Below are 22,484 nucleotides of genomic sequence, written 5' to 3' on the forward strand. Positions count from 1 at the left end.
CGTCACCGATCGGTGCGGGGCGGGATGCCGGTGAGCAGTTGTGCGGTGTCGCGGACGTTGTGGGTCTCGACCAGCAGCTCCGCCGCCTCTCGAACGGTCACGGCGGGGTCGCGAGAGGAGCCGTGACACCGGAGGTACAGCGCCAGCCAGTCGTTTACCGCCGCCTGGAGCATCGACAGTTCGACCTCGGAGAACCGGACGTGCTCGTCGCCCGTGCGGCCCCGGAGGTACACCGCGACGGTCGGACCGAACCCCTCGCGGAGGTACTCGAGACCGCGCTCTTCGGCCGGCGGCGACGCCGGCGGCTCGAACGACTCCCGCTCCTCGCGGGCCCGGTCGGCCAGGTCGGCGATCCGCTCGGCGTACGGCGAGGTCGTCATCTCATCCCTGCCGGAACTCGACGCCCTTCCCGCCGCGGGGGTGTTCCCAGTCGGTGTCCGCGACGACGGCGCAGGTCCCGCACTCGACGCAGGGCTGGGTGTCGAGGCTCACGACGCGTCGCTCGTCGCCGTTCGTCCGGACCGTCTCCTCGCGGTAGCAGCCGCCGCCGAAGTCGCGGGCGCTGACCGGACAGGCGGTCACGGCGTCGCCGCTGGCCCCGACGGAGTCGTCGACGAGTTCGATGTGCGGGTTGCCCACGTCGACGTCGTAGGTGAGGTCGCCGATCCGATCGACCAGGTCCGGCGGCGTCACGCCGTTCTCCGTCTCGACGGGGTCGCCGAGCTCCTCCGCGATGACCGTCGGCAGGGTGACGTACGGCGTCCGGGTGTCCGGCACCATCGTCGAGAGGAACGGCGAGCCGTACAGCGATTCGAGGCCGTCGCCGAGCGCCCGCACGCCGAACCGCCCGACCGGCGACTTCAGGACCGCGTCCAGGGCGTCCGTGAGCGGGTCGTGTTCGGCGAGCGCTCGCACCGCGCGGTACCGCCTGGGACGGAGCTTCTCCATCACGCCCTCCTCGCGGAGCTTCCGCTCGTAGAGGTCGCCCGCGGCGTCCGGGTCGCTCCGCGAGCGCGCCTCCACGAACGCCTCGGCCGCGAGCGCGCCGGCGGTGACGGCGTGGTTCATCCCCTTGATGATCGGCCCCTGCGCCTGCATCTGCCCGGCGGCGTCGCCGACGAGCGCCAGACGGCCCCGGTGGGGCGACGGGTGAGCCACCTTCTTCGAGTCGGGGACGAGCTTCGCGGCGTACTCCAGCTCCTCGTACCCGTCGTCGAGCCAGCGGGCAAGGAGGGGGTGGGTGAGCAGCGCGTCCAGCAGCTCGTGGGGCTCGGCCTCCTCGGCGACGAGGCTGTCGAGGTGAAACACCGTCCCGATCGAGAGGGTGTCCTCGTTGGTGTAGAGGAACCCGCCGCCGCGGACGCCCTCGAAGAGGTCGCCGGAGAACAGGTGGGCCTCGCCCTCGTCGTCGTCGAGGTCGAAGCGCTCCTCGACCGCGCCGTCGGGCATGTCCACGACCGCCTTCACGCCCTGGAACCACTCCTCGGGCTCGTCCCAGTCCATCAATCCGGCGTCGCGGGCGAGCTCGCTGTTCACGCCGTCGGCGGCGACGACGAAGTCGGCCTCGATCGGGTCGAGCTCGTCGCAGGTGACGCCGACGATCTCCCCGTCCTCGCGGAGCAGGCCGTTCACCCGCACGTCGGTGAGCAGGCCGCCGCCGGTCTCGCGGGTCACCTCGTGGACCCGCTCGGCGAGCCACGAGTCCATCTCCCGGCGGAGGACGGCGTCGGCCCACTCGGTGTCGTGGTCGTGGAGGTCGGTGACGTCGAAGGTCTTGACCCGATCGCCCGCGAGGTTGTGGAGGTAGTAGTCCGTGACGGGGCGCTCCGCGGCGGCGTCCCGGAAGCCGGGGAACAGGTCGTCGATCGCGTACGGCGCGGACTCCTCGGCGTAGAGGATCCCCCCGGAGACGTTCTTCGATCCGGCCTCGACGCCGCGCTCCAAGACGAGGGTCTCCACGCCGTTCCGGGCGAGCGCCGCGGCGGCCGCCGCGCCGCCCGGCCCCGCGCCGACGACGACGGCCTCGTAGCGTTCGCGTTCGGTCATTCCGTCTCACCCCCGTCGGCGACGGCGGTCTCCAGGTCACCGCTCTCCAGCGCCTCGGTCAGCCGCGGCAGCACCTCGAAGAGGTCGCCCTCGATGAAGTAATCGGAGAAGTCCCGGACGTCCGCCTCGGGATCGGTGTTGACCGCGACGATGGTGTCGGACTCGTCCATCCCGACCTTGTGCTGGATCGCGCCGCTGATGCCGGCCGCGACGTAGAGGTCCGGCTCCACCTCCTGGCCGGTCTCGCCGATCTGTCGCTCCTCCGCGGCGTACTCCTCGACGTGGCCCTCGAACTCGTAGGAGGAGGTGACGATCCCCCGCGAGATCCCGAGGGCGGCGTCCTCGAACGCGTCGACCAACTCGAGGCCGAGCTCCATCCCGCGCGTGGGGTCGTCGCCGATGCCCCGCCCGAGCGCGACGATCACCTCGTGGCCGGTCAGGTCGACGCCGCCCTCCAGCCGGTCGAACTCCTCGACGTCGACGCGGAACCAGTCGTCGTCGAGGTCGAACTCGTGTTCGACGACCTCGCCCTCCCGATCGGGGTCGGGATCGGGCACCTCGAAGCTCCCGGGGATGACCGACGCGCCCTGCGGATGGAACTCGCGGCTCGGGTTGTCGAGACAGAGGATGGTCGAGTACTCGAAGCCGCTGAAGTCCGGCCGCTTCATGTGGAGGACGCGCTCGAACTCGCGGTCCTCGCCGCCGGTCTTCGCGGGGTTCGAGATGACCGCGTTCTCGATGTAGAGCCCGGAGCAGTCGCTCGCGAGCCCGGAGTCGAGTTCGGCCTGTACCTGCGCGGAGAGGTCGCGGCCGTTGTGCGTCGCCGGGAACAGGACGTAGCGCGGCTCGTCGTAGTCGCGCCACGCCGCGGGGTCGGGGTTGCCCGCGCCCGGATCGCCGCCCCAGCGCGCCATGTCGCAGAACACGCGGGTGTAGGGCTCGTGACGGAACCGGTCCAGTCGCGGGTCCTCGTGGTGGACGACGACGTCCGCGCCGTGCGCGATACACGTCTCGGCGTGTCCCGCGACCTCGTCGCCGATCAGGACGGCCACGACCTTCTCCTCGGCGTCGTAGGCGTCGTTGTAGTCGTCCATCAGCTCGCGCGCCTTCCCGAGCATCTCCAGGGAGACGTCGATCAGGTCGCCGGCCTGGGTCTCGCAGTACACCCACACGTCGCCGTAAGTGCCCCCCTCCAGCGCGCGGACGTGTCGCTTGTCCGCGGTCGGGTGGTCGAGGTCGGGGTGTTTCTCCTCGGGCGGGACGACCTCGGCAGCCTCCGCGTCGCTTCCGCGCACCGAGTCGAGGCGGTTGTCGACGAGCGTGAGCACGCTGTCGCGGTTCTCTCCCGCCTCCTCGGCCTCGCGGATCCGCTCCAGTTCCTCGGGGTCGTCGACGTCCTGGAGCGCGTTGCCCACCTCGGCGGCCGTCATCTCCGCGGGATCGACCTCGCCGGTCGCTTCTTCCTCCTCGGTGAACTTCTCGAGCCGGCTCTCGATGACCGTCTTCGCGCCCGCGCGGTCCTCGCCGGCCTCCTCGGCCTCGAGGATCGCCCGCAGCGCGTCGACGTCCTCGATGCTCTGGATCTCGGGGCCGAGCTCCTGGATCGTGTACTCGCCGGGGTCCATCGGTGCGTCCGCCATGCTCACTCACCCCCCGCGAGCGGAGCCATCGCGTCGACGACGTCCGCCATCTCCTCCTGGTTCTCCGGATCGACCATCGTCGCGTCGCGCTCGGCGGGGGCCTTCGGGATGGGGTCTACCGAGGAGACGACCGTCGGCGAGCCGTCGAGCCCGATGTAGTCGGGGTCGAGGTTGAGGTCGGCGTGGTCCCACACCGTCATGTGCTCCTCGTGATCCTCGGCGCGCTCTTCGGTCTCCTCGCGGAGGTCCCGGTGGCGCAGGCGGTGTTCGGCCCGGCGGTAGGTGGGTTCGAACTCCGGGTCCGCGACGACGAACGCCGGCAGCGTCGTCTCGACGGTCTCTATCTCCTCGATGTCGCCCTCGACGAGCCGCTTCGCCCGCAACCGTTCCGCGTCGGGGTCGATCTCCAGGGAGACGACGTGGGTGACGATCGGCATCCCGTACGCCCAGCAGGTCTGTGGCCCGGTGTGGCCGGTCTCGCCGTCGGCGGTCTTGAAGCCCGCGAAGACGAGGTCGGGCGAGGGCTCCATCTTCTCGAGGGCCGTCGAGATCGTGATCGCCGTCGCCCACGTGTCCGCGGCGGCCATCTCGCGGTCCGACAGCAGGTAGAGGTCGTCGGCGTACACCGACTCCATCGCCTCCCGGAGGACGTCCCCGTAGCCCGGCGGACCCATGCTCATCACGCTCACGGTGCCGCCCCGCCGCACCTTCGTCTGGAGCGCGGCCTCGAGCGCGTGCTCGTCGTTGGGGTTCATCACCGTCGGCGTCTCTCCCCGTTCGAGGTGTCCGTCCTCGTCGAAGGAGACCTGTCCCTCCCGGAAGTCCGGGACGCCTTTCGTTAGAACGACCGTGTTCATTGTTACATCCTCTCGTGTTCGCATCCGACGGGTAGTTCCTTAATTGTTTTTCGTGTTGGTTTCGGCGGGACCGACCTCCGTTCGGCGGTCTCAGGTCCGCCCCGCCCGTCCCGCGTCGACGTCGATGGCGTCGACGGGACAGACGTCGACACAGATCATACAGTCGATACACTGCGACTCGTTAGCCGGGTCGGCCTTTATCTCGCTCTCGGGATGGCCGGGCGTGTCGACCCACTCGAACACGTCGACGGGACAGTCCTCGATACAGGCTCCGTCGGCCAGGCAGATGTCGAAGTCGACCGCGACGTGCGTGCCGTGGATGCCCAGTTCCTCCGGTTCGTCCACGGGGCCCCAGACGTCGTGACCCGCGTGCTCGTCGACGACCTCCCTGTTCTCCTCGAAATTGGGATCGATCGACATGGTACGTGCTAACAGGAATCTATAACTATTTAAAATTGAGTTCGGGTCCCCCGTCCGCGGCGGCGGTCCCCGCGGCGTGCGAGTCAGCGCGTCGGCGGTTCCAGTTCGCCGGCCGCGGGAAGCTCCCATCCGTAGGCGACGGCCGCGAGCCGCGTGGCGACGGTGACGGCCGCACAGAGCGCGGCGGCGGTGCCGCCGGCGATCCCGACGACCCCGGCCGCGACGTAGGCCAGCCCGCCCAACACGGCACAGCTGGCGTAGAAGTCCTCGAAGAGGATGAACGGCGCGCGGTCGAGAAGCAGGTCGGCGAACGCGCCGCCGCCGACCGCGTTGATCGTCGCGATCGCGACGACGCCGAACGCGGAGACGCCCGCGTCGGTGGCGACGATCGCCCCCGTGGTGGCGAACGCGGCGAGCCCGATCGCGTCGGCGACGAGCGTGATCGGGTGGGTGTCGGGCGCGGCGAGCACGGACCGCGACCCGATCGCCAGGGCGACGCCGAACAGTCCGAGCGCGATCTCGACCGGCGACTGGAGCGCCAGCGGCGTTCGCATCACGAGGAGGTCCCGCGTCGCCCCGCCGGCGAACGCCATGGCCAGCCCGACGATGGCGATCCCGAACAGGTCGAACTCCTCGCGGATCGCCTTCGTCGACCCGACGAGCGCGAACGCGACGAGCCCGACCGTGTTCATCACCGCGAAGGGGTCGCCGAACAGCGCCACGAGGAGTTCCCGGCTCACTGGGAGGTGCTCCGCGGGCCCAACGGTTGAATCTGCCGTCAGCGGATCCGACGACCGGGGTAGGACCGGGTAGGACCGACGTCGGCGTCGTTTCCGCTCTCCGTCGAGTCCCGGCCTCGTGCGGGCGTCAGCCCCCGATCGGGTTCACGTCGATCCGCGTCGGCACCACGTCGACGTCGAGCGACTTGCCGGCGTACCAGAGCGCGGCTCCGATCGCGGGGAGGACGAAGACGGTCGTCGTGAACGCCGCGGAGACGAGATCACCCTGGGCGTAGTGCATCCGACCGACCCGCGACCAGAACAGCGACCAGCCGGCGAGGACGAGTCCCGCCAACAGCGTGGTCGCCACCTCGACGACGCGGGTCGTAACTGTCGACACGGTGCGCCGAACCGAATCGACGGCGTTTCGGATCGCAGGCATCGTCGGCGACGTAGCGGTTCAAGTCTTATGAAAGTGTGATAAATTTAGGTATGTATGCTAAGAATAAACTATAGAATCAGTGCGAAAAACTTGCTCGCTGTCGAGGTGAACGGCCCGAAACGTCGGGCGACGGCGCTCTCGGCGGTCGAATCGCTACGCGTCGGCGTAGATCATCTCGATCTCGTCGGCGAACCGGTCTAAGATGTTCCGGCGCTTCTTCTTCATCGTCGGCGTGAGCAGGTCGTTCTCCTCGGAGAACTCCTCGGGGAGCAGCCGGAACCGCTTGATCCGCTCGTAGGGCTCGAACGCCTCGTTCACCGAGTCGACCTCGGTCCGGAACCGGTCGCGGACGCGCTCGTCCCGGCAGATCTCCCGTCGATCGTCGGGGAGGTCGAACCCCTCCGCGTCGGCCCACGCCTCGACCGCATCGAAGTTCGGAACGAGGAGCGCCGAGACGAACTTGCGTCCGTCGCCGAGCACGACGCACTGCTCGACGAGCCCGTTGGCGGCGAAGCGGTCCTCGATCGGGCCGGGCGCGACGTTCTTGCCGGTCGAGAGCACGAGCAGCTGTTTGGCCCGCTCGCGGAAGGCGACGTACCCGTCGGGACGGAGCTGGACGATGTCGCCGGTGTGGAACCACGGCTCCTCGGGGTCGCCGTCGCGCTCGCCCGGCGGCGTGCCCGCCACGGTCGCATCCGCGGGAAGCGCGTCGTGTTCCGAGAACGCCTCACGGGTCGCGTCCGGGCGGTTCCAGTACCCCGCCGTCACCTGCGGACCGCGGACCAGCAGTTCGCCGACCGCGCCCGGGACGTCCGCGACCTCCTCGCCGACGACGCGGCCGTCGATCGCGACTTCGGTGTCGACGACCGGCGGGCCGATGGTGCCCACCTTCGGCTCCTCGGGCGGGTTGACGCAGACCACCGGCGACGTCTCGGTGAGCCCGTACCCCTCGAGGATCGGGAGGTCCATCGCGTGATACAGCGCGCACAGCTCCGCCGAGAGCGACCCGCCGCCGGAGATGAAGAAGTCGACATTGCCGCCGAGCGCCTCCCGCACCGACGAGAAGACCAGCCGGTCGGCGAGCGCACGCTTCGCGCCGAGCAGCGGTCCCGGATCGTCGGCCGCGTGGTGTCGCCGACCCACCTCGACGGCCCACTCGAAGATCCGCCGTTTCACCGCCGACTCCGACGCCCGGTCGCGGATCGCGTCGTAGAGCTTCTCGTAGACCCGCGGGACGCTGGTGGTCGTCGTCGGCCGGACGAGCCCGAAGTCCTCCCGGAGCGTGTCCGGGCTCTCCGCGTACCCGACGGTCGCGCCCGCCGCGAACATCATGTAGTGGCCGGCGAGCCGCTCGAAGACGTGCGCGAGCGGGAGAAACGAGAGGGTCGTCGAGCCCGCGCCGATCCCCGGTACCCCGGCGTCGCGGTCGGGCCGGTCCGCAAAACGCTTGTAACACTGGTTCACGTTCGACCGGAAGTTGTCGTGGGTGAGCCGGACCCCCTTCGGCTTCCCGGTCGTCCCGGAGGTGTAGATGAGGCTCGCGAGGTCGTCGACGGCGGTCGCGTCGAGCCACGACTCGTAGGTCTCCGCGTCGAACGCGGCCGCGCCGAGTTCGTGGACCTCGCCGAGGGTGTAGACGGTCTCGAGGTCCGCTCCGCCGTGCTCGTCCGATTCGGGATCGACTTCGTCCATCGTCACGATGGCGTCCAGGTCGTGTTCGAGGTCGTCGCGGGCGTCGAGCACCTCCTCGAGGAGCGCCCGGTTCTCGACGACGACGACCGTCGCCTCGGGATCGGAGAGCAGGTAGCGGACCTGCGACGGCGACGAGGAGGCGTACACCGTCGTGACGACCGCGCCGGCCGCGAGCGCCGCGAAGTCGACCTGCGCCCACTCCATGCGGGTTCCGGCGTAGACCGCGAGTCGCGTGTCGTCGTCGACGCCGACCTCGCGGAGCCCCGCCGCGAGGGTCCGAACGACCGACCGCATCTCCGCGTAGGTGAGGTCGGCGTAGTCGCCGGCCGGCGCGCGGTCGACGACGTCGGCGGCGACGAGCGACCGGTCGTACACCCCGCCCTTGTACCGCTGGGCGACGCGGTCGGCGTTGCGGGCGGCGGAGCGCTCGAACGTTCGAGGGAGGGTCTCGCGGGCGACGACCTCGTCCGCGAACCGCCGCTCGGCTTCCTGCCAACTCATATGGCCGAGACTCGCGGGAGTATAATAAACGATCCGGTGGTTGTTCGTTTCTTTGTTCGAGCGCCCCGGTCGAGGGGCTTTCAAGGGGTCTCCGAGGGTTTAATTCCCGGAGCGCGCGAGGGGGTCGTGTGGACCCCGACCGGATCCCCGCCGAGTTCCCGGCCCCGGGCTTCCGCGGCGCACAGGAACGCGCGCTCGCGGACGTCCGGGACGCCTTCGCCGCCGGCAACGACGTGGTGTTGGTGCGCGCGCCGACCGGCAGCGGCAAGTCCCTGCTCGCGCGGGCCGTGATGGGCGCGGCCCGCGAGGTCGCCGACGCGGCCCCGAGCCAGCCGACCGACGCCTACTACACCACCCCGCAGATCTCCCAGCTCGACGACGTCGCGGGAGACGACCTCCTCTCCGACCTGAAGGTGATCCGCGGGAAGTCGAACTACGACTGCGTCCTCCCCGGCGAGCACGACACGCCGGTCGACCGCGCGCCCTGCGCCCGCGAGCAGGGGTTCGACTGCTCGATCAAACACCGCTGTCCGTACTTCTCGGACCGGGCGATCGCCTCGTCGGGTCGCTTCGCCGCCATGACGCTCGCGTACTTCATGCGGACCGCGGGCTCCGAGACCTTCCGCAAGCGCGACGTCGTCGTGATCGACGAGGCCCACGGGCTCGCGGAGTGGGCGGAGATGTACGCGACGATCGACCTCTCGCCCGAGCGGGTCCCCGTCTGGGACGACGTGGGCGTCCCGGACGTGGAACGGGACGCCGGCGACGACGAGGACGCGCTCGACCGCACCGCCCGGTTCGTCGAGAGCCTCCGCGACGTGGCGAAACGCGCGAAGGACGAGCTGGTCGGACGGCCCGAGCTGAGCCGCGAGGAGGTCGCGAGACGCGACCGGCTCCAGGAGCTGATCTCGGAGCTCGGCTGGTTCCTCGAGGACTACCGCGACCTCGACTCGCCGACGACGTGGGTCGTCGACCAGCCCGACGGCGAGGGGTCGGCGATAGCGATCAAGCCGCTCGACCCCGCGCGGTACCTCAGACACACCGTCTGGGACCGCGGCGAGAAGTTCGCGCTGCTGTCGGCGACGATCCTCTCGAAGGACGCGTTCTGTCGGGGGGTCGGGCTCGACCCCGCGAACGTGGCGCTCGTCGACGTCGAACACACCTTTCCGCTCTCGAACCGCCCGCTGTACGACGTGACGCAGGGGTCGATGACGTACGAACACCGCGACGAGACGGTGCCGAAGATCGCCCGGCTGATCGTCCGGCTGATGGCGGAACACCCGGACGAGAAGGGGCTGATCCACGCGCACTCCTACGACATCGCCGGGCGGCTCGTGGAGAGGCTGGGCGAGTTCGGCGTGGCCTCGCGCGTCCGCCGGCACGCGCGGGCGAACCGCGACGCCGAACTGGAGGCGTGGAAGGCGAGTTCGGACCCCGAGGTGTTCGTCTCCGTGAAGATGGAGGAGGCGCTCGACCTGGAGGGGGATCTGTGCCGCTGGCAGGTGGTGTGTAAGGCACCCTACCGCAACACCAACGACTCGCGGGTCGCCCGGCGGCTGGCCGACGGCCAGTGGGCGTGGTACCACCGGACCGCCCTGCGAACCGTGATACAGGCGTGCGGGCGCGTCGTCCGCGCGCCCGACGACTACGGCGCGACCTACCTCGCGGACGACTCGCTCCTCGACCTGTTCGACCGCGCGGCGGCGGACACCCCGCCGTGGTTCCGCGACCAGGTCGACGCGATGACGACGCCCGACCTCCCCGCGTTCGACCCGGCGGCCGCGCTCGCCGGGATCGACGCCGATCCGTCGGGGCCCGGTCGCGCCGGCCGCCGGCGGGGAGGATCGCGATCCACGCCGTCCGGGCGGTCGGAGGGAGCGAACGACAGCAACGGGGCCGCCGGCGGGAGGGCGGCGGGCGGCTCCGGGTCGACCGGGGGAAGCGGCTCGAACGGAGCGACCGGCGGGGACGGGACGACGCGGACCCGGTCGGAGGCCGACGCGGAGCGGCGAAAGGACCACCCGCTCTCCGACGTCTGGGGCGACGGCTAGGCGTGTCCGGAACCCGCGGGCGGGACCGCCCCGCGTAGCAGCCGAACCGACTTAGAGGAAGCTGATCCCCCAGGCGACCATGGAGCTCACCATGAGGAACGCGAAGAACAGCGCGATGACCTGCTGTCTGTCCATACCCCGTCTCGACGGCAGAGACCGATAATTCCTTCGAGTATCCCCCGACGCGGCTGCCGTGTGATGATGTTCCATTATATACATCGCGGCGACCGACGCGACACATTATATCATATAAGGTGTATCATGGTCCTGAATGAATTAGTAAGCTTCATAAACGTTCACGCAGGATGGGTGGGTATGGCAACGAACGCGCTGTCGAGTGCGCTGACCCTGTACGGTGCGCGAACGCTGACGCTGGAGCAGGCGGCGACGCAGGCCGGCGTCAGCGAGGCCGAGTTCATCCGGCAGCTGGAACGCCGCGGCATCGAGGTAACCGAGGCCGAGCGCTCGGCAGCGTTCGAGAGCGACCACACCGCCCGCGCGGACTGAACCCCCCGGTCCGAGCGGCGTCGGCACCGACCTGACGGGTACCCCCACGCCAACTCGCGTTCACTCCCGTTTTTCCACCGGCGAGCCGCGGCCACGCGACGACTACCCGCGAGAGACCGTGACTACTCCCGAGGGACCAAGTGAACGTCCTCGCCGTGTTTGAACGCCAACACCGCGTCCGCGTCGTCGTCGACGAACGCGGGGTTCGGCACCGTCCGCGCCTCGTACGTCTCCGGGTCGAGCACCTGGATCGCGCGCTCGTCCTCGACGGTCACCACCGTGGTCTCCTCGGCCTCCTCCCGGCTACCGAGCCGGGTCGCCGTCGGCGTGTCCCCCTCGTCGAACGCAGAGGCGTACTCCTCGCCGCTGGCGAGCCGGACGCCCCGGATCCGGCCGGAGACGCCGGTGACGAGCACGGGGCCGTCGCCGTCCTCGGGGTCGAGTATCTCCCCTTCCGCGTAGCGCGGGAGCCGAACCGCGAACGTCACCCGGTACACCTCGTTGCCGTCGCCGTCCTCCGTGACGAGCGTCGGGTACGACTCGAAGCTCCCCCCCAGCTCCTCCGTGATCCGCGTCGCGACGTTCTGGGCGAGCCGGTTCGAGGAGAGCTTCACGTCGGGGCCGTCGTCGGTCTCTTTCACCTCCGTGATGAACGCCTCGCGGTCGCCCTTCGCCTCCTGTTCGGCGACGTACGACTCCGCGATCTCGAGCGCCTCGGCGCGCTCCGCGGCGGTCAGCTCGCGGCCGTCCGCGCGCACCTGGATCACGCCGGCGTAGTAGCCGCCGGCGATCCGACCGCACCGGTCGCAGGTCCCCCGAGACACCTTCACCGGGACGACCGCCTCCGCCGAGCGGAGCGTCCCGCGGACGACGCCGGAGAACCGGCAGTGCATCCGGACCGTGTTCTCGTCGACCTGTTCGGGCTCGACGCCCCACTCGACGTCCTCGGCGGCGACGTGGACGCCGAGCGCCTCCGCCACCTCGTCGACCGCGACGTCGGTGTAGTCGCGCGCGCCCACGTCCCGCCAGGACTCCCCGCGGCGGACCGCCCCGCAGCCGGAACAGACGAGCACCTCGATCCGGTCCGGGGCGTCCACGAGTTCGAAGTCCTCGAAGTAGCAGTCGTCACACAACAGCGCGTCCCGTCCCGCCGGATCGCCGGGTAAGGGGTCGCGACGCTCGGGGACGGCGTCGCCACACCGGGGACAGAACTCCCGCGACTCGCTCATGGCCGCGGATACGACGGTGAGCCGTTTAAGCGGCCCGAAGCGTCCCTCGAGGGAGGCTCCGCGCCCGTCGAGGCGCGACCGATCCTCCGAAATCGTTTTTCGCCCGGACCGAGAAAGCACGGACATGAGCGGCAACCCCGACGACGAACGACTCGAGGAACTGCGCGAACAGAAGCTGGAGGAGCTTCGCGAGCAACAGCAGGGCGACGAGGCGGCCGAGGCCCAACAGGAGGCCCAACAGCGCGCGGAGGCCCAACAGGAGGCGGTGCTCAAACAGCACCTGACCGACGGCGCGCGCCAGCGGCTCAACGCGGTCGAGATGTCGAAACCGGAGTTCGCGAAGAAGGTCAAACAGCAGGTCGCCTCGCTGGCCCAGAGCGGCCGCGTCCAGGGACGCATCGACGAGGAGCAGATGCGCGACCTGCTCAAGGAGCTCCAGCCCGACCAGAAGAGCTTCGACATCCGGCGGCGGTAGATGGAGCTCGCGCTCCTGTACAGCGGGGGGAAGGACTCCTCGCTCGCCGCCGCCCTGCTCGACCGCTTTTACGACGTTCGGTGCGTGACGGGCAGCTTCGGGCTCACCGACGACTGGGAGCACGCCGAGCGCGCGGCCGCGGAGATCGGCTTCCCGTTCGAGCGGATCGACCTCGACCGCGCGGTCGCCGAGGAGGCGGCGGAGCGCATGATCGCCGACGGCTACCCCCGAAACGGGATCCAGCGAGTCCACGAGCACGCCCTCGAGACCATCGCCGAGCGCGACGTCGACGCGATCGCCGACGGGAGCCGCCGGGACGACCGGGTGCCGACGGTCTCGCGCGCGCAGGCACAGAGCCTGGAGGATCGCCACGGCGTCGACTACATCTCCCCGCTCTCGGGGTTCGGCCGACACGCGGTCGACCGGCTCGTGGAGGCGACCTTCGAAGTGGAACAGGGCCCGAGCGAAGAGGTCCCGAAGGCCGACTACGAGGACGAGCTGCGGGCGCTCATCGCCGAGGAACACGGCGAGGAGACGGTCGCCGACGTGTTCCCGGACCACGACCAGACGTACGTCCGCGGGCGGAACGACTGACTGCGCGGTCGCCAGGGACCGCGTCGAGCCGACCCCGCGACCCGCCTACGGAGCCGGAACGGCTTTCGGTCCCGGACGGCTACGTCGAGACATGGCATCCGACCGCGTCGTCGAGCTGCTCCGAAAGGCGTACGCCGACGAGATCGAGACCGTGATGAACTACCAGACGAACGCGATCGTCCTCGACGGCGTGCGCGCCGAGGAGATCAAGGAGAGCCTCAAGACGGACATCCAAGAGGAGCTCGGCCACGCCGAGCAGCTCGGCCAGCGGCTCAAACAGCTCGACGCGCGGCCGCCGGGCTCCGCGGAGTTCACCGCCAGTCAGGACTCGCTTCAGCCGCCCGAGGACTCGACGGACGTGCTCGCCGTCATCGAGGGCGTGCTCGACGCCGAGGAGGACGCGATCGCGACCTACCGGGACCTGATCGACGCCGCGGAGGCCGCGAACGACCCGGTCACCGAGGACCTCGCCGTGACGCTCCTCTCCGACGAGGAGGCCCACCGCACCGAGTTCCGCGGGTTCCAGAAGGAGTACCGGACCGACTGAGGCCGGATCCGAAAGGATGGTTTCAAGCGGGCGCTCGCCGAACCCGCGTCCATGTACGAGGGACTCAAAGGCTTTCGCGACTTCTATCCCGGCGAGCAGTCCGCCCGCCGGGAGGTGACCGACGCGATCGAGGGGGCGGCCGCGCGGTACGGCTTCCGCGAGGTCGCCACGCCCGCCTTGGAGCGGACGGAGATGTACGTCGACAAGTCCGGGGAGGGGATCGTCGAGGAGCTGTACGCCTTCGAGGACAGGGGCGGTCGCAAGGTGTCGCTCACGCCCGAGCTCACGCCGACGGTCGCCCGGATGGTCGTCGCGAAGGGCCAGGAGCTCTCGAAGCCGATCAAGTGGATGTCGACCCGCCCGTTCTGGCGCTACGAGCAGGTCCAGCAGGGCCGGTTCCGCGAGTTCTACCAGACCAATATCGACGTCTTCGGCTCCTCGGCACCGGAGGCCGACGCGGAGGTGCTCGCGGTCGCCGCGGACGCTCTGACCGACCTCGGGCTCACCGGCGACGACTTCGAGTTCCGCGTCTCCCACCGCGACGTGCTCGGCGGGCTCGTCCGCGCGCTCGCCGACGACCCCGAGGCCGTCGACGTCGAGGCCGCGATCCGCGCGGTCGACAAGCGCGCGAAGGTGGACGACGGCGAGTACTTCGGCCTCCTCTCCGACGCCGGGCTCGACCGCGCGACCGCCCGCGAGTTCGACGACCTGATCACGGGCGTCGACGACCCCGCCGACCTCGACGCGGTCGCCGAGGCGGGCGGCGAGGACGTCGAGGCCGCCGTCTCGAACCTCCGGAGCGTGCTCGCCGCCGCCGACGACTTCGGAGCGGGCGAGTTCTGTGAGATATCGCTCACGACCGCCCGCGGGCTCGACTACTACACCGGCGTCGTCTTCGAGTGTTTCGACTCCACCGGCGAGGTGTCCCGCTCCGTCTTCGGCGGCGGCCGCTACGACGACCTGATCGAGAGCTTCGGCGGCCAGCCCACGCCCGCCGTCGGGGTCGCGCCCGGTCACGCGACGCTCAAGCTGCTGTGTCAGCGCGCCGGCGTCTGGCCCGACGAGGAGCTCTCGACGGACTACTACGTTCTCTCCGTCGGCGATACCCGCGCGAAGGCGGCCGAGATCGCGCGCGACCTCCGCGCGCTCGGCGACGACGTGGTCGTCGAGACCGACGTCTCGGACCGGTCGTTCGGGTCACAGCTCGGCTACGCCGACTCGATCAACGCCGAGACGGTGGTCGTCGTCGGCGAGCGCGACCTCGCGAACGGCGAGGTGACGGTGAAGGACATGGCGAGCGGCGACGAGACGACCGCGCCGGTCGCGGAGTTCCCGCCCGACTCCAGCCTGCCGACGTACGAGGACTACGAGTAGGTCGGTCGGCCGTCCGACACCGCCTCCGGGACCGCGGAGAGCGACTCGACGGTCTCGATCGGATCGGCCCCGATCCGCTCGAAGGGGTCGTTCGCCCGGTTCACCCAGACCGTCTCCATCCCCGCGCTCCCCGCGCCCGCGACGTCCCAGGCGTTGCCGGAGACGAGCCAGCAGTCGCCGATCGCCGCGTCGAGGTCGGCGGCCGCGGCCTCGTACACCGCGGGAGCCGGCTTGAACGTCCCGGCGGCGTCGGCGCTTAAGAGCGCGTCGAGCGCGCCGTCGAGCCCCGCGTTCCCCGCCAGCGTCGACAGCATCTCCGGGTTCCCGTTCGAGAGCACGGCGACGGCGTGCCCGTCGGCCGAGAGGGACTCCAGGACCTCCGTCGCGCCGGGGAACGGCTCCAGGCTCTCGTACGACCGAAGGATCCGGTCTCTCGTCTCCCCGTCGGGCGCGAGGTCGTACCGGTCGAGCGCGAAGTCGAGCGCGTCCCGCGTCACCGACCAGAACGGGCGGTACGACTCCATCAGCGCGAGCTGGTAGCTGTACCGGAGCTGTCTGGAGCGCCAGGTCGACTCCACCGCGTCGACGAGCCGGTCGGCGACGTCCAGCTCCCGGCGCAGCGTCCGCGTCACGCTCGCCGTGTCACAGAGCGTGCCGTACATGTCGAAGCAGATCGCGGCCATGTGACGGGCGTGGGCGTCGACGGGAAAGAAACCGGGGGATACCCGCGATCCGCGCGGGGAGAAACGGTGATCGGCGGCTCACGCCCACCGGATCCGGTCGAGAAGCGTCGCCGTCGCGGACGCGTCGAACCGCATCGGTCGCCGCCACCACGGTCCCTTCCCGGAGTCGCTCGAGAGGTCGGTGACGAGGTCGTTCGCCTCCGCTCCCGACGCCGAGGTGCTCAGCGGGACGGCGCGCTCGAAGAGGCCGGATTCGGTCGGATCGCCGGCGACGACGACCCGCGCGTCGAAGGGGTCGCGTTTCAGGTGGGCGTTCGTCGGGGCGGCCCCGGCGGCCATCTCCCGGTCGGGGTCCTCGATCACCCGATCGACCCGGATCCCTGCGAGCAGGTACGCGCCCCAGTCGGGCGCGAGGTCGTCGTCGACGACGGTGCCGGCGTCGACGACCGCGTCGCCGTCGCGGTCCGGTTCCGGTCCGGGCCAGTCGGCCGGCCGGAGCGAGAGCGTGGCGTAGAACAGCAGCCAGTCGCCCGGCTCGAGGTCGGCGATCGGCGCGGCCTTTATCGCGTAGGGATCGCCGTAGGTCGCGCGCTCGCGGCCGTGGACGCCGGGGAACTCCGGGTCCATGTGGACCGGACGGTCGCGGAGCGACGCGGGGAGCGAAAAGGGGAGGTCGAGGTCGGCGTACGTCGGGAGCGGCTCGTCGACCGGGAACCGGTCGCGAGGGAGCGTCGCCGCCGACTCGGGGATCGGGACGTACGCGAAGGACCCGTCGGGGTACACGGGCCCGCGGAAGCCGGGCTCGTTGGTGTTGGCGGCGACGTTGACGGCGACGGCGCGAGGCATGGACGACCGAACGGAAGCCGGGTTCGACCCGGTCACTCCGGCGCGTTCGGGTTGCCCGTCGCCCCCGGCGGGTGGAGGTCCCGCCCGAACTCGTCGAAGCGGTCGAGGTCGTCGGGCAGATCGTAGGGGATCTCGCGCTCGTCGCTCCGGTCGGGGAGGCGGCCGTCCTCGAGCTCCTCGGCGACGTCCTCCCAGCCGGGCTTCACGCGGATGCTTCGCGCGGGGGTCCCGACGGCGACGTGGTGGTCGGGAACGTCGCCCTGGACGACGGCGCGCGCGCCGACGACGCTGTTCTCGCCGATCCGACAGCCGGCCCGCACCATCGCGTCGTAGGTGACGCGGGCGTCGTCGCCGACGATCGTGTGGAAGTTGCGGACCTCGGTCTGGTCGACGAGGTCGTGGTCGTGGCTGTACACGTGGACGCCGTCGGAGATCGACGCGCGGTCGCCGATCGTCAGCTTCCCGCGGTCGTCGAGGTGGACGTCGTCGTGGATCACGACGTTGTCGCCGACCTCGATGTTGTGGCCGTAGGTGAAGGAGATCCCCTTGAAGAAGCGGCAGCCGTCGCCACAGTCGGCGAAGAGGTGTTTGCCGAGCATCCGGCGGAACCGCAGGGCGAACTCGACGTTGTCGGCCATCGGCGTGGCGTCGAACTGCCGCCAGAGCCACTGGAGGTGTTTCGAGCGCCGGAACCGCTCCTCGTCCTTCTCGGCGTAGTACTCCGACTCGAGGGTGGCGTTACACGGGTCGTACCCCTGGAGGCGGACGCGCTCGGCCTTCGAGACGTCCTCGCCGGCCTTCCAGGCCTCCCAGCGCTCGCGGTCGCCGTGGAGGTCGATCAGCGTGTCCCGAACGACGTCGCAGGTGTCCTCCGCCGAGGAGAGCCTGTCGTCGACCTCGTCGATGAACCCCTGGACCGACGCCTCCGCGTCGTCCGGCAGGGACACGTGTCGTTTTGTCATCGGCTCGATTTCGGCGGGGATCCTCAAATGGGTTCGGTTGTGCGACGCACGCGCCACGACGGGGGCACGCGTCACGACGGGGGCGGGTCCGGCGCTCGCGCGGATCCGGCGCTCCCGGAGCGCGGACTCCCCCGGCGCGTCGGCCGATCCCAGGTTCCGGGGACGACCGGGGCGGATAAGTGTCCCCGCGCCCAACGACGCTCCATGCAGCACCGAGAACTCGGGACCTCCGGCGTCGAGGTGTCGGAGATCGGCTTCGGCGCGTGGGTCGTCGGGACGGACTGGTGGGGCGACCGCTCGGACGACCAGGCGGTGTCGATGGTCCGGGACGCCCTCGATTCGGGCGTCACCTACGTCGACACCGGCGACGTGTACGGCCACGGGGAGTCGGAGCGGATCGTCGGGGAGGCGATCGCGGACCGCCGCGAGGAGGTCACGCTGGCGACGAAGATCGGCTACGACTTCTACGACAACCCGCAGGCGGGCCACGGCGAGCTCCCGAAAGAGCTGAACGAGGCGTACCTCCGCGAGGCGCTCGAGTCCTCGCTCGACCGGCTCGACACCGACTACGTCGACCTGATCCAGCTCCACAACGCGAACGTCGACGAGGTGACGCCCGAGGTCCGGGACCTCCTCCGCGAGTGGAAATCGGAGGGACGGGTCCGGGCGCTCGGCTGGGCGCTCGGCCCCTCGATCGGCTGGCTCGCGGAGGGGGACGCCGCCGTCGAGTACGACGAGTTCGACGCGGTCCAGACCGTCTTCAACCTCTTCGAGCAGGAGCCGGGCCGCCACTTCATCGACACGATCCGCGAGACGGGTTCCGACACCTCCGTCATCGCCCGCGTCCCGCACTCCTCGGGGCTCCTCAACGAGCAGGTGACGCCCGACACCGTCCTGGAGGACGGCGACCACCGCTCGCACCGCCCGAAGCAGTGGTACGAGACCGGGTGGGAGAAGGTCGAGGCGATCCGCTTCCTCGAGGAGCCCGAGGGCGTCGAGGGGACCCGGACCCTGAGCCAGGCGTCGATCCGGTGGCTGCTCGCGCACGACGAGGTCGCCTCGGTGACGCCGACGTTCCGCGACGGCGAGGACATCGCGGAGTGGAGCGCCGCGAGCGAGGTCCCCCCGATCTCCGACGCCGAGTACGACCGGCTCGAGGAGCTGTACGCGCGGAACTTCGACGTGGACCGCGACGACGGGATGGACGCGCTCCGGACCTCCGTCGACGGCGAGGACATCGCGGCCGCGGGCCTCGACAAGCGCGCCGCCCCGTACTGATCGGCGGAGCGAGCGGGTCGGTCCGACCGATCAGGCGATCCGGTCCAGCCGGAAGCGCTCGATCGGCAGGTCGGTCTCCCGCCGGGTGGCCAGGTCGGCGAGGATCTCCCCGACCACGCTCGCGTACTTGAACCCGATGCCCGAGAAGCCCGCGGCGACGGAGACGTGCGGGTACTCCGGGTGGGTGTCGAGGTAGAAGTCCCCGTCCAGCGACCGGGTCACGATACAGGAGGTGAGCCGCATCGTCGGACCGGTCGCGTCCGGGAAGAGGCGTTCCGGGATCATCCGCAACAGCTCCTCGTCCTGGAGGGTGGGCTCGTCCCGCCAGTCGTCCGGATCGATCGTCTCCGTGTGCTCGGGGGCTCGCCCGAACTTGAACCCCGGCTGCTCGTGGACCGGAAATCCGTAGCTGTTCCCCTCCGGGGAGTCGAGCGTGAACACCGGGAAGTTCTCGGGGCGGAACTTGGAGGGCTCCTCCGGTTGGAGCCAGGCCATCACGCGTCGCTGCGGCTTGAGCGCGGACTCGAGGAGCCGAACGTGCTCGCTCGCCCACGCGCCGGCCGTCACGACCAGGTTCTCGGCCGCGTACCGGTTCCGGTCGGTCTCCACGACCACCCCCGACTCCGTCGGCCGCCAGTCCAGCACGCGCTCGCGGGCCCGCACGGTCGCCCCCAGCGACTGCGCCCGCGTCACGTACGTCGTGATCGCGCGCTCACAGGCGATGAACCCGCCGTCCGGCTGGTGGACGACGCGGTACTCCTCGGGGAGCTCGTACCCGGGGAACCGGTCGTTGACCTCCGCCCCCGTGAGAACGGTGTGCGGGAGGTCGTACGCCGCACAGCACTCCACGGCGTGCTCGAAGGACGCGGATCCGGGCTCCCCGCCGAAGATCGACCCCGTTTCCGTGAAGAGGTCGGTGCCGGCGTCGGCCTCGAGCTCGCGCCACAGTTCGCCCGCGCGCCTCGCGAGCGGGACGTAGTCCGGATGTTTCTGCGTGAGGCTGTACTGTCGCGTCTCGCCGTGGGAGGACCCCCGCGCGTGGGGGACGTCGTACCGCTCGATCCCCAGCACGTCCACTCCCCGTTCGGCGAGGTGACACACCGCGGCGCTGCCCATCCCGCCGATGCCGATCACGACGGTCTCGAACTCGGTTCGCTGGGACACGGTCGATCCGGCGCTCACGCCCCCAGTTCGTCCGCCAGCTCGTGGAACGTCTCGATCTCGAGGTGCGGGTCGCGCAGGATCTCCTCCCACTCGGTCCCGGCGCGGTTCATCCAGACGCCCTGCATCCCGGTGTACAGCGCGCCCTGGACGTCGTACCACGAGGCGGTGACGTGGACGATCCGGGAGACCGCGGTCCCCGCCCTGTGTGCGGCGTGTCGGTAGAGCTCCCGACCGGGCTTACAGACGCCGGCGTCGGCCGCGCTGATGGTGTCGCTGAGGAGGTCGTCGACGTCGGCGTGGACGACCAGCTCGTCCAGCATCTCCGGGTCGCCGTTGGAGAGCATGTAGATCTCGTAGCCGTCGTCGATCAGCCGTTCGAGCCCCTCCCGGACGTCGTCGTACACGTCGAGGTCGTCCACGGTGTCGAGGATCGCCTCGCGTTCGGCCGCCGACACCTCGACGCCCGCGGTCTGGAGGGCGTACTCCAGCGACACCCGATACCGGTCCCGCGTCGGCTTGAAGTCGTCCAACAGGGCGGACGTGATCCCGTAGAGACTGCCCCGGAGGTCCCAGATCCGCGCAACGGCCTCCGGGTTGTCCGTGTGCTTTTCGAGCGCCCTCCGCGTGGAGAGCTCGTCGACGAGGGTGCTGTAGGAGTCGACCAACACCGTGTCGACTCTGTCTGGTTCGAAGGTCATCGTGAACAGTGCCGTCTCGCATCAAACAATAAACGTACTGGTGGAATGACCGAACGATCGTGGGCGTTCGGGGCGTATCCGTGACGAAACGAGTGTTCATCGTTTCTCGTCGAGACGCCGTCCGCGTCGACTCCCCGCTCGCGTCAACCCTCGGCCGCGTCGACTCCCGACCGCGTCGATCCGACGGCGACGGCGGCCGTCAGTCCGCGTCGATCCGACAGCCGCCGGTGTAGTCGACGCCCTCGATCGTCTCGATCCCCTCGTCGCCACACACCGGGCAGTCCGGATCCCGTTGGTACGGGACCGTCTCGAAGGTCATGTCCATCGCGTCGTAAAACAGCAGCCGGCCCGCGAGCGGCTCGCCGGCGTCGAGGAGGAGCTTGACCGCCTCCGTCGCCTGGATACAGCCGAGCGTGCCGGGGAGCACGCCGAGCACGCCGGTCGTCGCGCAGTCGGGGACGGTGCCCGGCTCGGGCGCTTCCGGGAAGAGACACCGGTAGCAGGGGCCGTCGGGGACGAGCGTCGTCGCCTGCCCCTCGAACTTGTAGATCGCGCCGTGAGCGACCGGCACGCCCTCGATCCGGGCGGCGTCGTTGACGACGTACCGCGTCCGGAAGTTGTCCGCGCAGTCGACGACCACGTCGTACGCGCCGATCAGCTCGCGGGCGTTGTCCACGTCGAGACGCGTCTCGTGGGTCTCCACGTCGACGTCGGGGTTGAGCCGGTCGACGAACCGCGCGGCCGACTCGACTTTCGGCTCGCCGACATCGCCGTCCCCGTGGATCACCTGTCGCTGGAGGTTGGAGCGCTCGACGACGTCGTCGTCGACGATCCCGAGCGTGCCGACGCCCGCGGCCGCGAGGTACTGGATGACGGGCGCGCCGAGCCCGCCCGCCCCGAGGACGAGCGCGCTGCCCTCGAGGAGACGCCGTTGTCCCTCGGGGCCGACCTCCTCCATGATGATGTGTCTGGAGTACCGGTCGAGCTGCGTGGAATCGAGGGAGAGGCTCATGCGGAGACGTGGGTGACGCTCGGGTATAACCGCTTTCCCGACGGCGGCGCCGCTGGGCGAGTGAATAACCGAGAGAAGTCGTCGAGGGAGGGGTTACTTGCCCTGCCGGTCGTTGCCGGTGACCGACGGGCGGGTCTTCTCGGTTCCCTTGCCGCGTTTGCGCTGACCGCGGCCCTTGGTGCCGGCGGAGGTGAGCCCGCGGAACGCGCGGCCCTTGTGGTCGTCCGAGCAGATCCAGTTGAGCTCCTCGTCGTTCTCGATCGCCGGGTGAGCCGGATCGACCAGGATCACCTCGTGCCACTTCTGGGAGCCGTCCTCGCCGACCCAGTAGGAGTTGAGCACGCGCAGGTTGCGGTACTTCCGCGAGGCACGCTCCTCGGCGATGCGCTGGATCGACTTGCGCCGCGAGAGCCGGTTGACGCCCTGCCGCTTCGAGCGGCGGCCGGCCTTGTGTCGCTGCTTGCGCGAGCCGCCCTTGCGGACGCTCACGCGGGCGACGATCACGCCCTGTTTCGCCTTGTAGCCCAGCTCGCGGGCCTTGTCGAGTCGGGTGGGGCGGTCGATCCGCTCGATCGCGCCCTGGTCGCGCCACTCCTGTTTGCGCTGCCACTGGAGTTCCGCGAGTTTCCCCTCCTTCGGGGACCGCCATGCGTCCTTGATGTGCGAGTAGAAGCTTCGTGCCATCGTTCTGTGTCCACGGACGCTTGCGATTCGGCCGGAACCCGGCCACATGTCGTCTCGTCCCGG

Annotated in this window: 23 protein-coding genes; 7 read left to right on the forward strand and 16 right to left on the reverse strand. The window is 70.1% G+C overall.

Annotated features, from left to right (window positions below; translation table 11 throughout):
• Positions 1-2: 2 nt before the first annotated feature.
• The 8 genes from AXA68_RS14260 to AXA68_RS14295 form a co-directional block, all read right to left on the reverse strand.
• Positions 3-380: a hypothetical protein gene (locus tag AXA68_RS14260; RefSeq protein ID WP_066418106.1), complete on the reverse strand. Its 378-nt coding sequence runs from the start codon at positions 378-380 to the stop codon at positions 3-5.
• A gap of 1 nt (position 381) precedes the next feature.
• Entirely contained in the window at positions 382-2,046 is a 1,665-nt protein-coding gene (locus AXA68_RS14265; protein ID WP_066418108.1) for an FAD-dependent monooxygenase, read from the reverse strand.
• Positions 2,043-3,686, reverse strand: a complete 1,644-nt coding sequence (locus AXA68_RS14270; RefSeq protein ID WP_066418112.1) for an electron transfer flavoprotein subunit alpha/FixB family protein — start codon at positions 3,684-3,686, stop codon at positions 2,043-2,045. Before AXA68_RS14270 ends, AXA68_RS14265 begins: the two co-directional genes overlap by 4 nt.
• A 2-nt stretch (positions 3,687-3,688) precedes the next feature.
• Positions 3,689-4,543 (reverse strand): electron transfer flavoprotein subunit beta/FixA family protein, encoded by an 855-nt coding sequence (locus AXA68_RS14275; protein ID WP_066418115.1) that lies wholly within the window; start codon positions 4,541-4,543, stop codon positions 3,689-3,691.
• A 90-nt stretch (positions 4,544-4,633) separates the two neighbouring features.
• Positions 4,634-4,963 (reverse strand): 4Fe-4S dicluster domain-containing protein, encoded by a 330-nt coding sequence (locus tag AXA68_RS14280; RefSeq protein ID WP_066418117.1) that lies wholly within the window; start codon positions 4,961-4,963, stop codon positions 4,634-4,636.
• 83 nt (positions 4,964-5,046) lie between these two features.
• A complete protein-coding gene (locus AXA68_RS14285; protein WP_106388672.1) occupies positions 5,047-5,655 on the reverse strand; it encodes a trimeric intracellular cation channel family protein in 609 nt (202 codons plus the stop codon).
• Between the two features lie 175 nt (positions 5,656-5,830).
• The gene (locus AXA68_RS14290; protein WP_066418121.1) at positions 5,831-6,124 is read right to left on the reverse strand and encodes a hypothetical protein; all 294 of its coding nucleotides are present in this window, start codon (positions 6,122-6,124) and stop codon (positions 5,831-5,833) included.
• A gap of 153 nt (positions 6,125-6,277) precedes the next feature.
• Positions 6,278-8,317, reverse strand: a complete 2,040-nt coding sequence (locus AXA68_RS14295) for an AMP-dependent synthetase/ligase (protein ID WP_066418123.1) — start codon at positions 8,315-8,317, stop codon at positions 6,278-6,280.
• 128 nt (positions 8,318-8,445) lie between these two features.
• Here AXA68_RS14295 and AXA68_RS14300 point away from each other — a divergent pair, with 128 nt between their 5' ends.
• The gene (locus AXA68_RS14300) at positions 8,446-10,368 is read left to right on the forward strand and encodes a helicase C-terminal domain-containing protein (protein ID WP_066418125.1); all 1,923 of its coding nucleotides are present in this window, start codon (positions 8,446-8,448) and stop codon (positions 10,366-10,368) included.
• Between the two features lie 315 nt (positions 10,369-10,683).
• The gene (locus tag AXA68_RS14305) at positions 10,684-10,875 is read left to right on the forward strand and encodes a UPF0175 family protein (protein ID WP_066418126.1); all 192 of its coding nucleotides are present in this window, start codon (positions 10,684-10,686) and stop codon (positions 10,873-10,875) included.
• Positions 10,876-10,997: 122 nt separating this feature from the next.
• Here AXA68_RS14305 and AXA68_RS14310 read toward each other — a convergent pair whose 3' ends face one another.
• A complete protein-coding gene (locus AXA68_RS14310; RefSeq protein ID WP_066418133.1) occupies positions 10,998-12,104 on the reverse strand; it encodes a 60S ribosomal export protein NMD3 in 1,107 nt (368 codons plus the stop codon).
• A gap of 124 nt (positions 12,105-12,228) precedes the next feature.
• On the opposite strand from AXA68_RS14310, the gene AXA68_RS14315 reads away from it, so the two are divergent.
• The 4 genes from AXA68_RS14315 (at position 12,229) to hisS (ending at position 15,094) form a co-directional block, all read left to right on the forward strand.
• Positions 12,229-12,579 (forward strand): DNA-binding protein, encoded by a 351-nt coding sequence (locus AXA68_RS14315; protein WP_066418135.1) that lies wholly within the window; start codon positions 12,229-12,231, stop codon positions 12,577-12,579.
• Complete coding sequence (locus tag AXA68_RS14320) at positions 12,580-13,173, forward strand: DUF7411 family protein (protein WP_066418137.1); 594 nt, start codon at positions 12,580-12,582, stop codon at positions 13,171-13,173. It abuts the gene before it with no gap.
• 91 nt (positions 13,174-13,264) lie between these two features.
• Positions 13,265-13,720: a ferritin-like domain-containing protein gene (locus AXA68_RS14325; protein WP_066418139.1), complete on the forward strand. Its 456-nt coding sequence runs from the start codon at positions 13,265-13,267 to the stop codon at positions 13,718-13,720.
• Between the two features lie 51 nt (positions 13,721-13,771).
• On the forward strand, positions 13,772-15,094 hold the full coding sequence (gene hisS / locus AXA68_RS14330; RefSeq protein WP_066418141.1) for a histidine--tRNA ligase: 1,323 nt from the start codon (positions 13,772-13,774) through the stop codon (positions 15,092-15,094).
• Here hisS and AXA68_RS14335 read toward each other — a convergent pair.
• From AXA68_RS14335 to AXA68_RS14345, 3 genes are all read right to left on the reverse strand, one after another.
• Positions 15,085-15,777 (reverse strand): haloacid dehalogenase type II, encoded by a 693-nt coding sequence (locus tag AXA68_RS14335; protein WP_066418144.1) that lies wholly within the window; start codon positions 15,775-15,777, stop codon positions 15,085-15,087. The genes hisS and AXA68_RS14335 overlap by 10 nt on opposite strands.
• Positions 15,778-15,855: 78 nt before the next feature.
• Positions 15,856-16,623, reverse strand: coding sequence for an Nmad3 family putative nucleotide modification protein (locus AXA68_RS14340; RefSeq protein ID WP_066418147.1), 768 nt, complete (start codon positions 16,621-16,623; stop codon positions 15,856-15,858).
• 32 nt (positions 16,624-16,655) lie between these two features.
• Entirely contained in the window at positions 16,656-17,585 is a 930-nt protein-coding gene (locus tag AXA68_RS14345) for an acyltransferase (protein WP_066418149.1), read from the reverse strand.
• Between the two features lie 204 nt (positions 17,586-17,789).
• Here AXA68_RS14345 and AXA68_RS14350 point away from each other — a divergent pair, with 204 nt between their 5' ends.
• Positions 17,790-18,863 carry an aldo/keto reductase gene (locus AXA68_RS14350; RefSeq protein ID WP_066418152.1) on the forward strand — a complete coding sequence of 358 codons (1,074 nt, stop codon included), beginning with the start codon at positions 17,790-17,792 and terminating at the stop codon, positions 18,861-18,863.
• 30 nt (positions 18,864-18,893) lie between these two features.
• Here the strand turns inward: AXA68_RS14350 and solA are convergent, their stop codons facing one another.
• From solA to AXA68_RS14370, 4 genes are all read right to left on the reverse strand, one after another.
• Positions 18,894-20,045 carry an N-methyl-L-tryptophan oxidase gene (gene solA, locus AXA68_RS14355; RefSeq protein ID WP_232745123.1) on the reverse strand — a complete coding sequence of 384 codons (1,152 nt, stop codon included), beginning with the start codon at positions 20,043-20,045 and terminating at the stop codon, positions 18,894-18,896.
• Positions 20,042-20,725, reverse strand: a complete 684-nt coding sequence (locus tag AXA68_RS14360; RefSeq protein ID WP_066418154.1) for an HAD-IA family hydrolase — start codon at positions 20,723-20,725, stop codon at positions 20,042-20,044. Before AXA68_RS14360 ends, solA begins: the two co-directional genes overlap by 4 nt.
• Positions 20,726-20,924: 199 nt before the next feature.
• A complete protein-coding gene (gene ubaA, locus AXA68_RS14365; protein WP_066418156.1) occupies positions 20,925-21,737 on the reverse strand; it encodes an SAMP-activating enzyme E1 in 813 nt (270 codons plus the stop codon).
• 93 nt (positions 21,738-21,830) lie between these two features.
• Positions 21,831-22,421 carry a 50S ribosomal protein L15e gene (locus AXA68_RS14370; protein WP_066418158.1) on the reverse strand — a complete coding sequence of 197 codons (591 nt, stop codon included), beginning with the start codon at positions 22,419-22,421 and terminating at the stop codon, positions 21,831-21,833.
• Between the last annotated feature and the right edge of the window lie 63 nt (positions 22,422-22,484).

Source organism: Halorubrum aethiopicum, from assembly GCF_001542905.1.
GTDB lineage: Archaea > Halobacteriota > Halobacteria > Halobacteriales > Haloferacaceae > Halorubrum > Halorubrum aethiopicum.

What these genes read in the sequence shown, in the direction of transcription:
- AXA68_RS14295 (WP_066418123.1), bottom strand. Translation starts at nt 8,317, where the DNA reads ATGAGTTGGCAGGAAGCCGAGCGGCGGTTCGCGGACGAGGTCGTCGCC.
- AXA68_RS14335 (WP_066418144.1), bottom strand. Translation starts at nt 15,777, where the DNA reads ATGGCCGCGATCTGCTTCGACATGTACGGCACGCTCTGTGACACGGCG.
- AXA68_RS14305 (WP_066418126.1), top strand. Translation starts at nt 10,684, where the DNA reads ATGGCAACGAACGCGCTGTCGAGTGCGCTGACCCTGTACGGTGCGCGA.
- AXA68_RS14280 (WP_066418117.1), bottom strand. Translation starts at nt 4,963, where the DNA reads ATGTCGATCGATCCCAATTTCGAGGAGAACAGGGAGGTCGTCGACGAG.
- AXA68_RS14350 (WP_066418152.1), top strand. Translation starts at nt 17,790, where the DNA reads ATGCAGCACCGAGAACTCGGGACCTCCGGCGTCGAGGTGTCGGAGATC.
- AXA68_RS14310 (WP_066418133.1), bottom strand. Translation starts at nt 12,104, where the DNA reads ATGAGCGAGTCGCGGGAGTTCTGTCCCCGGTGTGGCGACGCCGTCCCC.
- AXA68_RS14285 (WP_106388672.1), bottom strand. Translation starts at nt 5,655, where the DNA reads ATGAACACGGTCGGGCTCGTCGCGTTCGCGCTCGTCGGGTCGACGAAG.
- AXA68_RS14370 (WP_066418158.1), bottom strand. Translation starts at nt 22,421, where the DNA reads ATGGCACGAAGCTTCTACTCGCACATCAAGGACGCATGGCGGTCCCCG.
- AXA68_RS14360 (WP_066418154.1), bottom strand. Translation starts at nt 20,725, where the DNA reads ATGACCTTCGAACCAGACAGAGTCGACACGGTGTTGGTCGACTCCTAC.
- AXA68_RS14265 (WP_066418108.1), bottom strand. Translation starts at nt 2,046, where the DNA reads ATGACCGAACGCGAACGCTACGAGGCCGTCGTCGTCGGCGCGGGGCCG.
- AXA68_RS14260 (WP_066418106.1), bottom strand. Translation starts at nt 380, where the DNA reads ATGACGACCTCGCCGTACGCCGAGCGGATCGCCGACCTGGCCGACCGG.
- hisS (WP_066418141.1), top strand. Translation starts at nt 13,772, where the DNA reads ATGTACGAGGGACTCAAAGGCTTTCGCGACTTCTATCCCGGCGAGCAG.
- AXA68_RS14270 (WP_066418112.1), bottom strand. Translation starts at nt 3,686, where the DNA reads ATGGCGGACGCACCGATGGACCCCGGCGAGTACACGATCCAGGAGCTC.
- AXA68_RS14340 (WP_066418147.1), bottom strand. Translation starts at nt 16,623, where the DNA reads ATGCCTCGCGCCGTCGCCGTCAACGTCGCCGCCAACACCAACGAGCCC.
- AXA68_RS14275 (WP_066418115.1), bottom strand. Translation starts at nt 4,543, where the DNA reads ATGAACACGGTCGTTCTAACGAAAGGCGTCCCGGACTTCCGGGAGGGA.
- AXA68_RS14320 (WP_066418137.1), top strand. Translation starts at nt 12,580, where the DNA reads ATGGAGCTCGCGCTCCTGTACAGCGGGGGGAAGGACTCCTCGCTCGCC.
- ubaA (WP_066418156.1), bottom strand. Translation starts at nt 21,737, where the DNA reads ATGAGCCTCTCCCTCGATTCCACGCAGCTCGACCGGTACTCCAGACAC.
- AXA68_RS14325 (WP_066418139.1), top strand. Translation starts at nt 13,265, where the DNA reads ATGGCATCCGACCGCGTCGTCGAGCTGCTCCGAAAGGCGTACGCCGAC.
- AXA68_RS14290 (WP_066418121.1), bottom strand. Translation starts at nt 6,124, where the DNA reads ATGCCTGCGATCCGAAACGCCGTCGATTCGGTTCGGCGCACCGTGTCG.
- AXA68_RS14315 (WP_066418135.1), top strand. Translation starts at nt 12,229, where the DNA reads ATGAGCGGCAACCCCGACGACGAACGACTCGAGGAACTGCGCGAACAG.
- AXA68_RS14345 (WP_066418149.1), bottom strand. Translation starts at nt 17,585, where the DNA reads ATGACAAAACGACACGTGTCCCTGCCGGACGACGCGGAGGCGTCGGTC.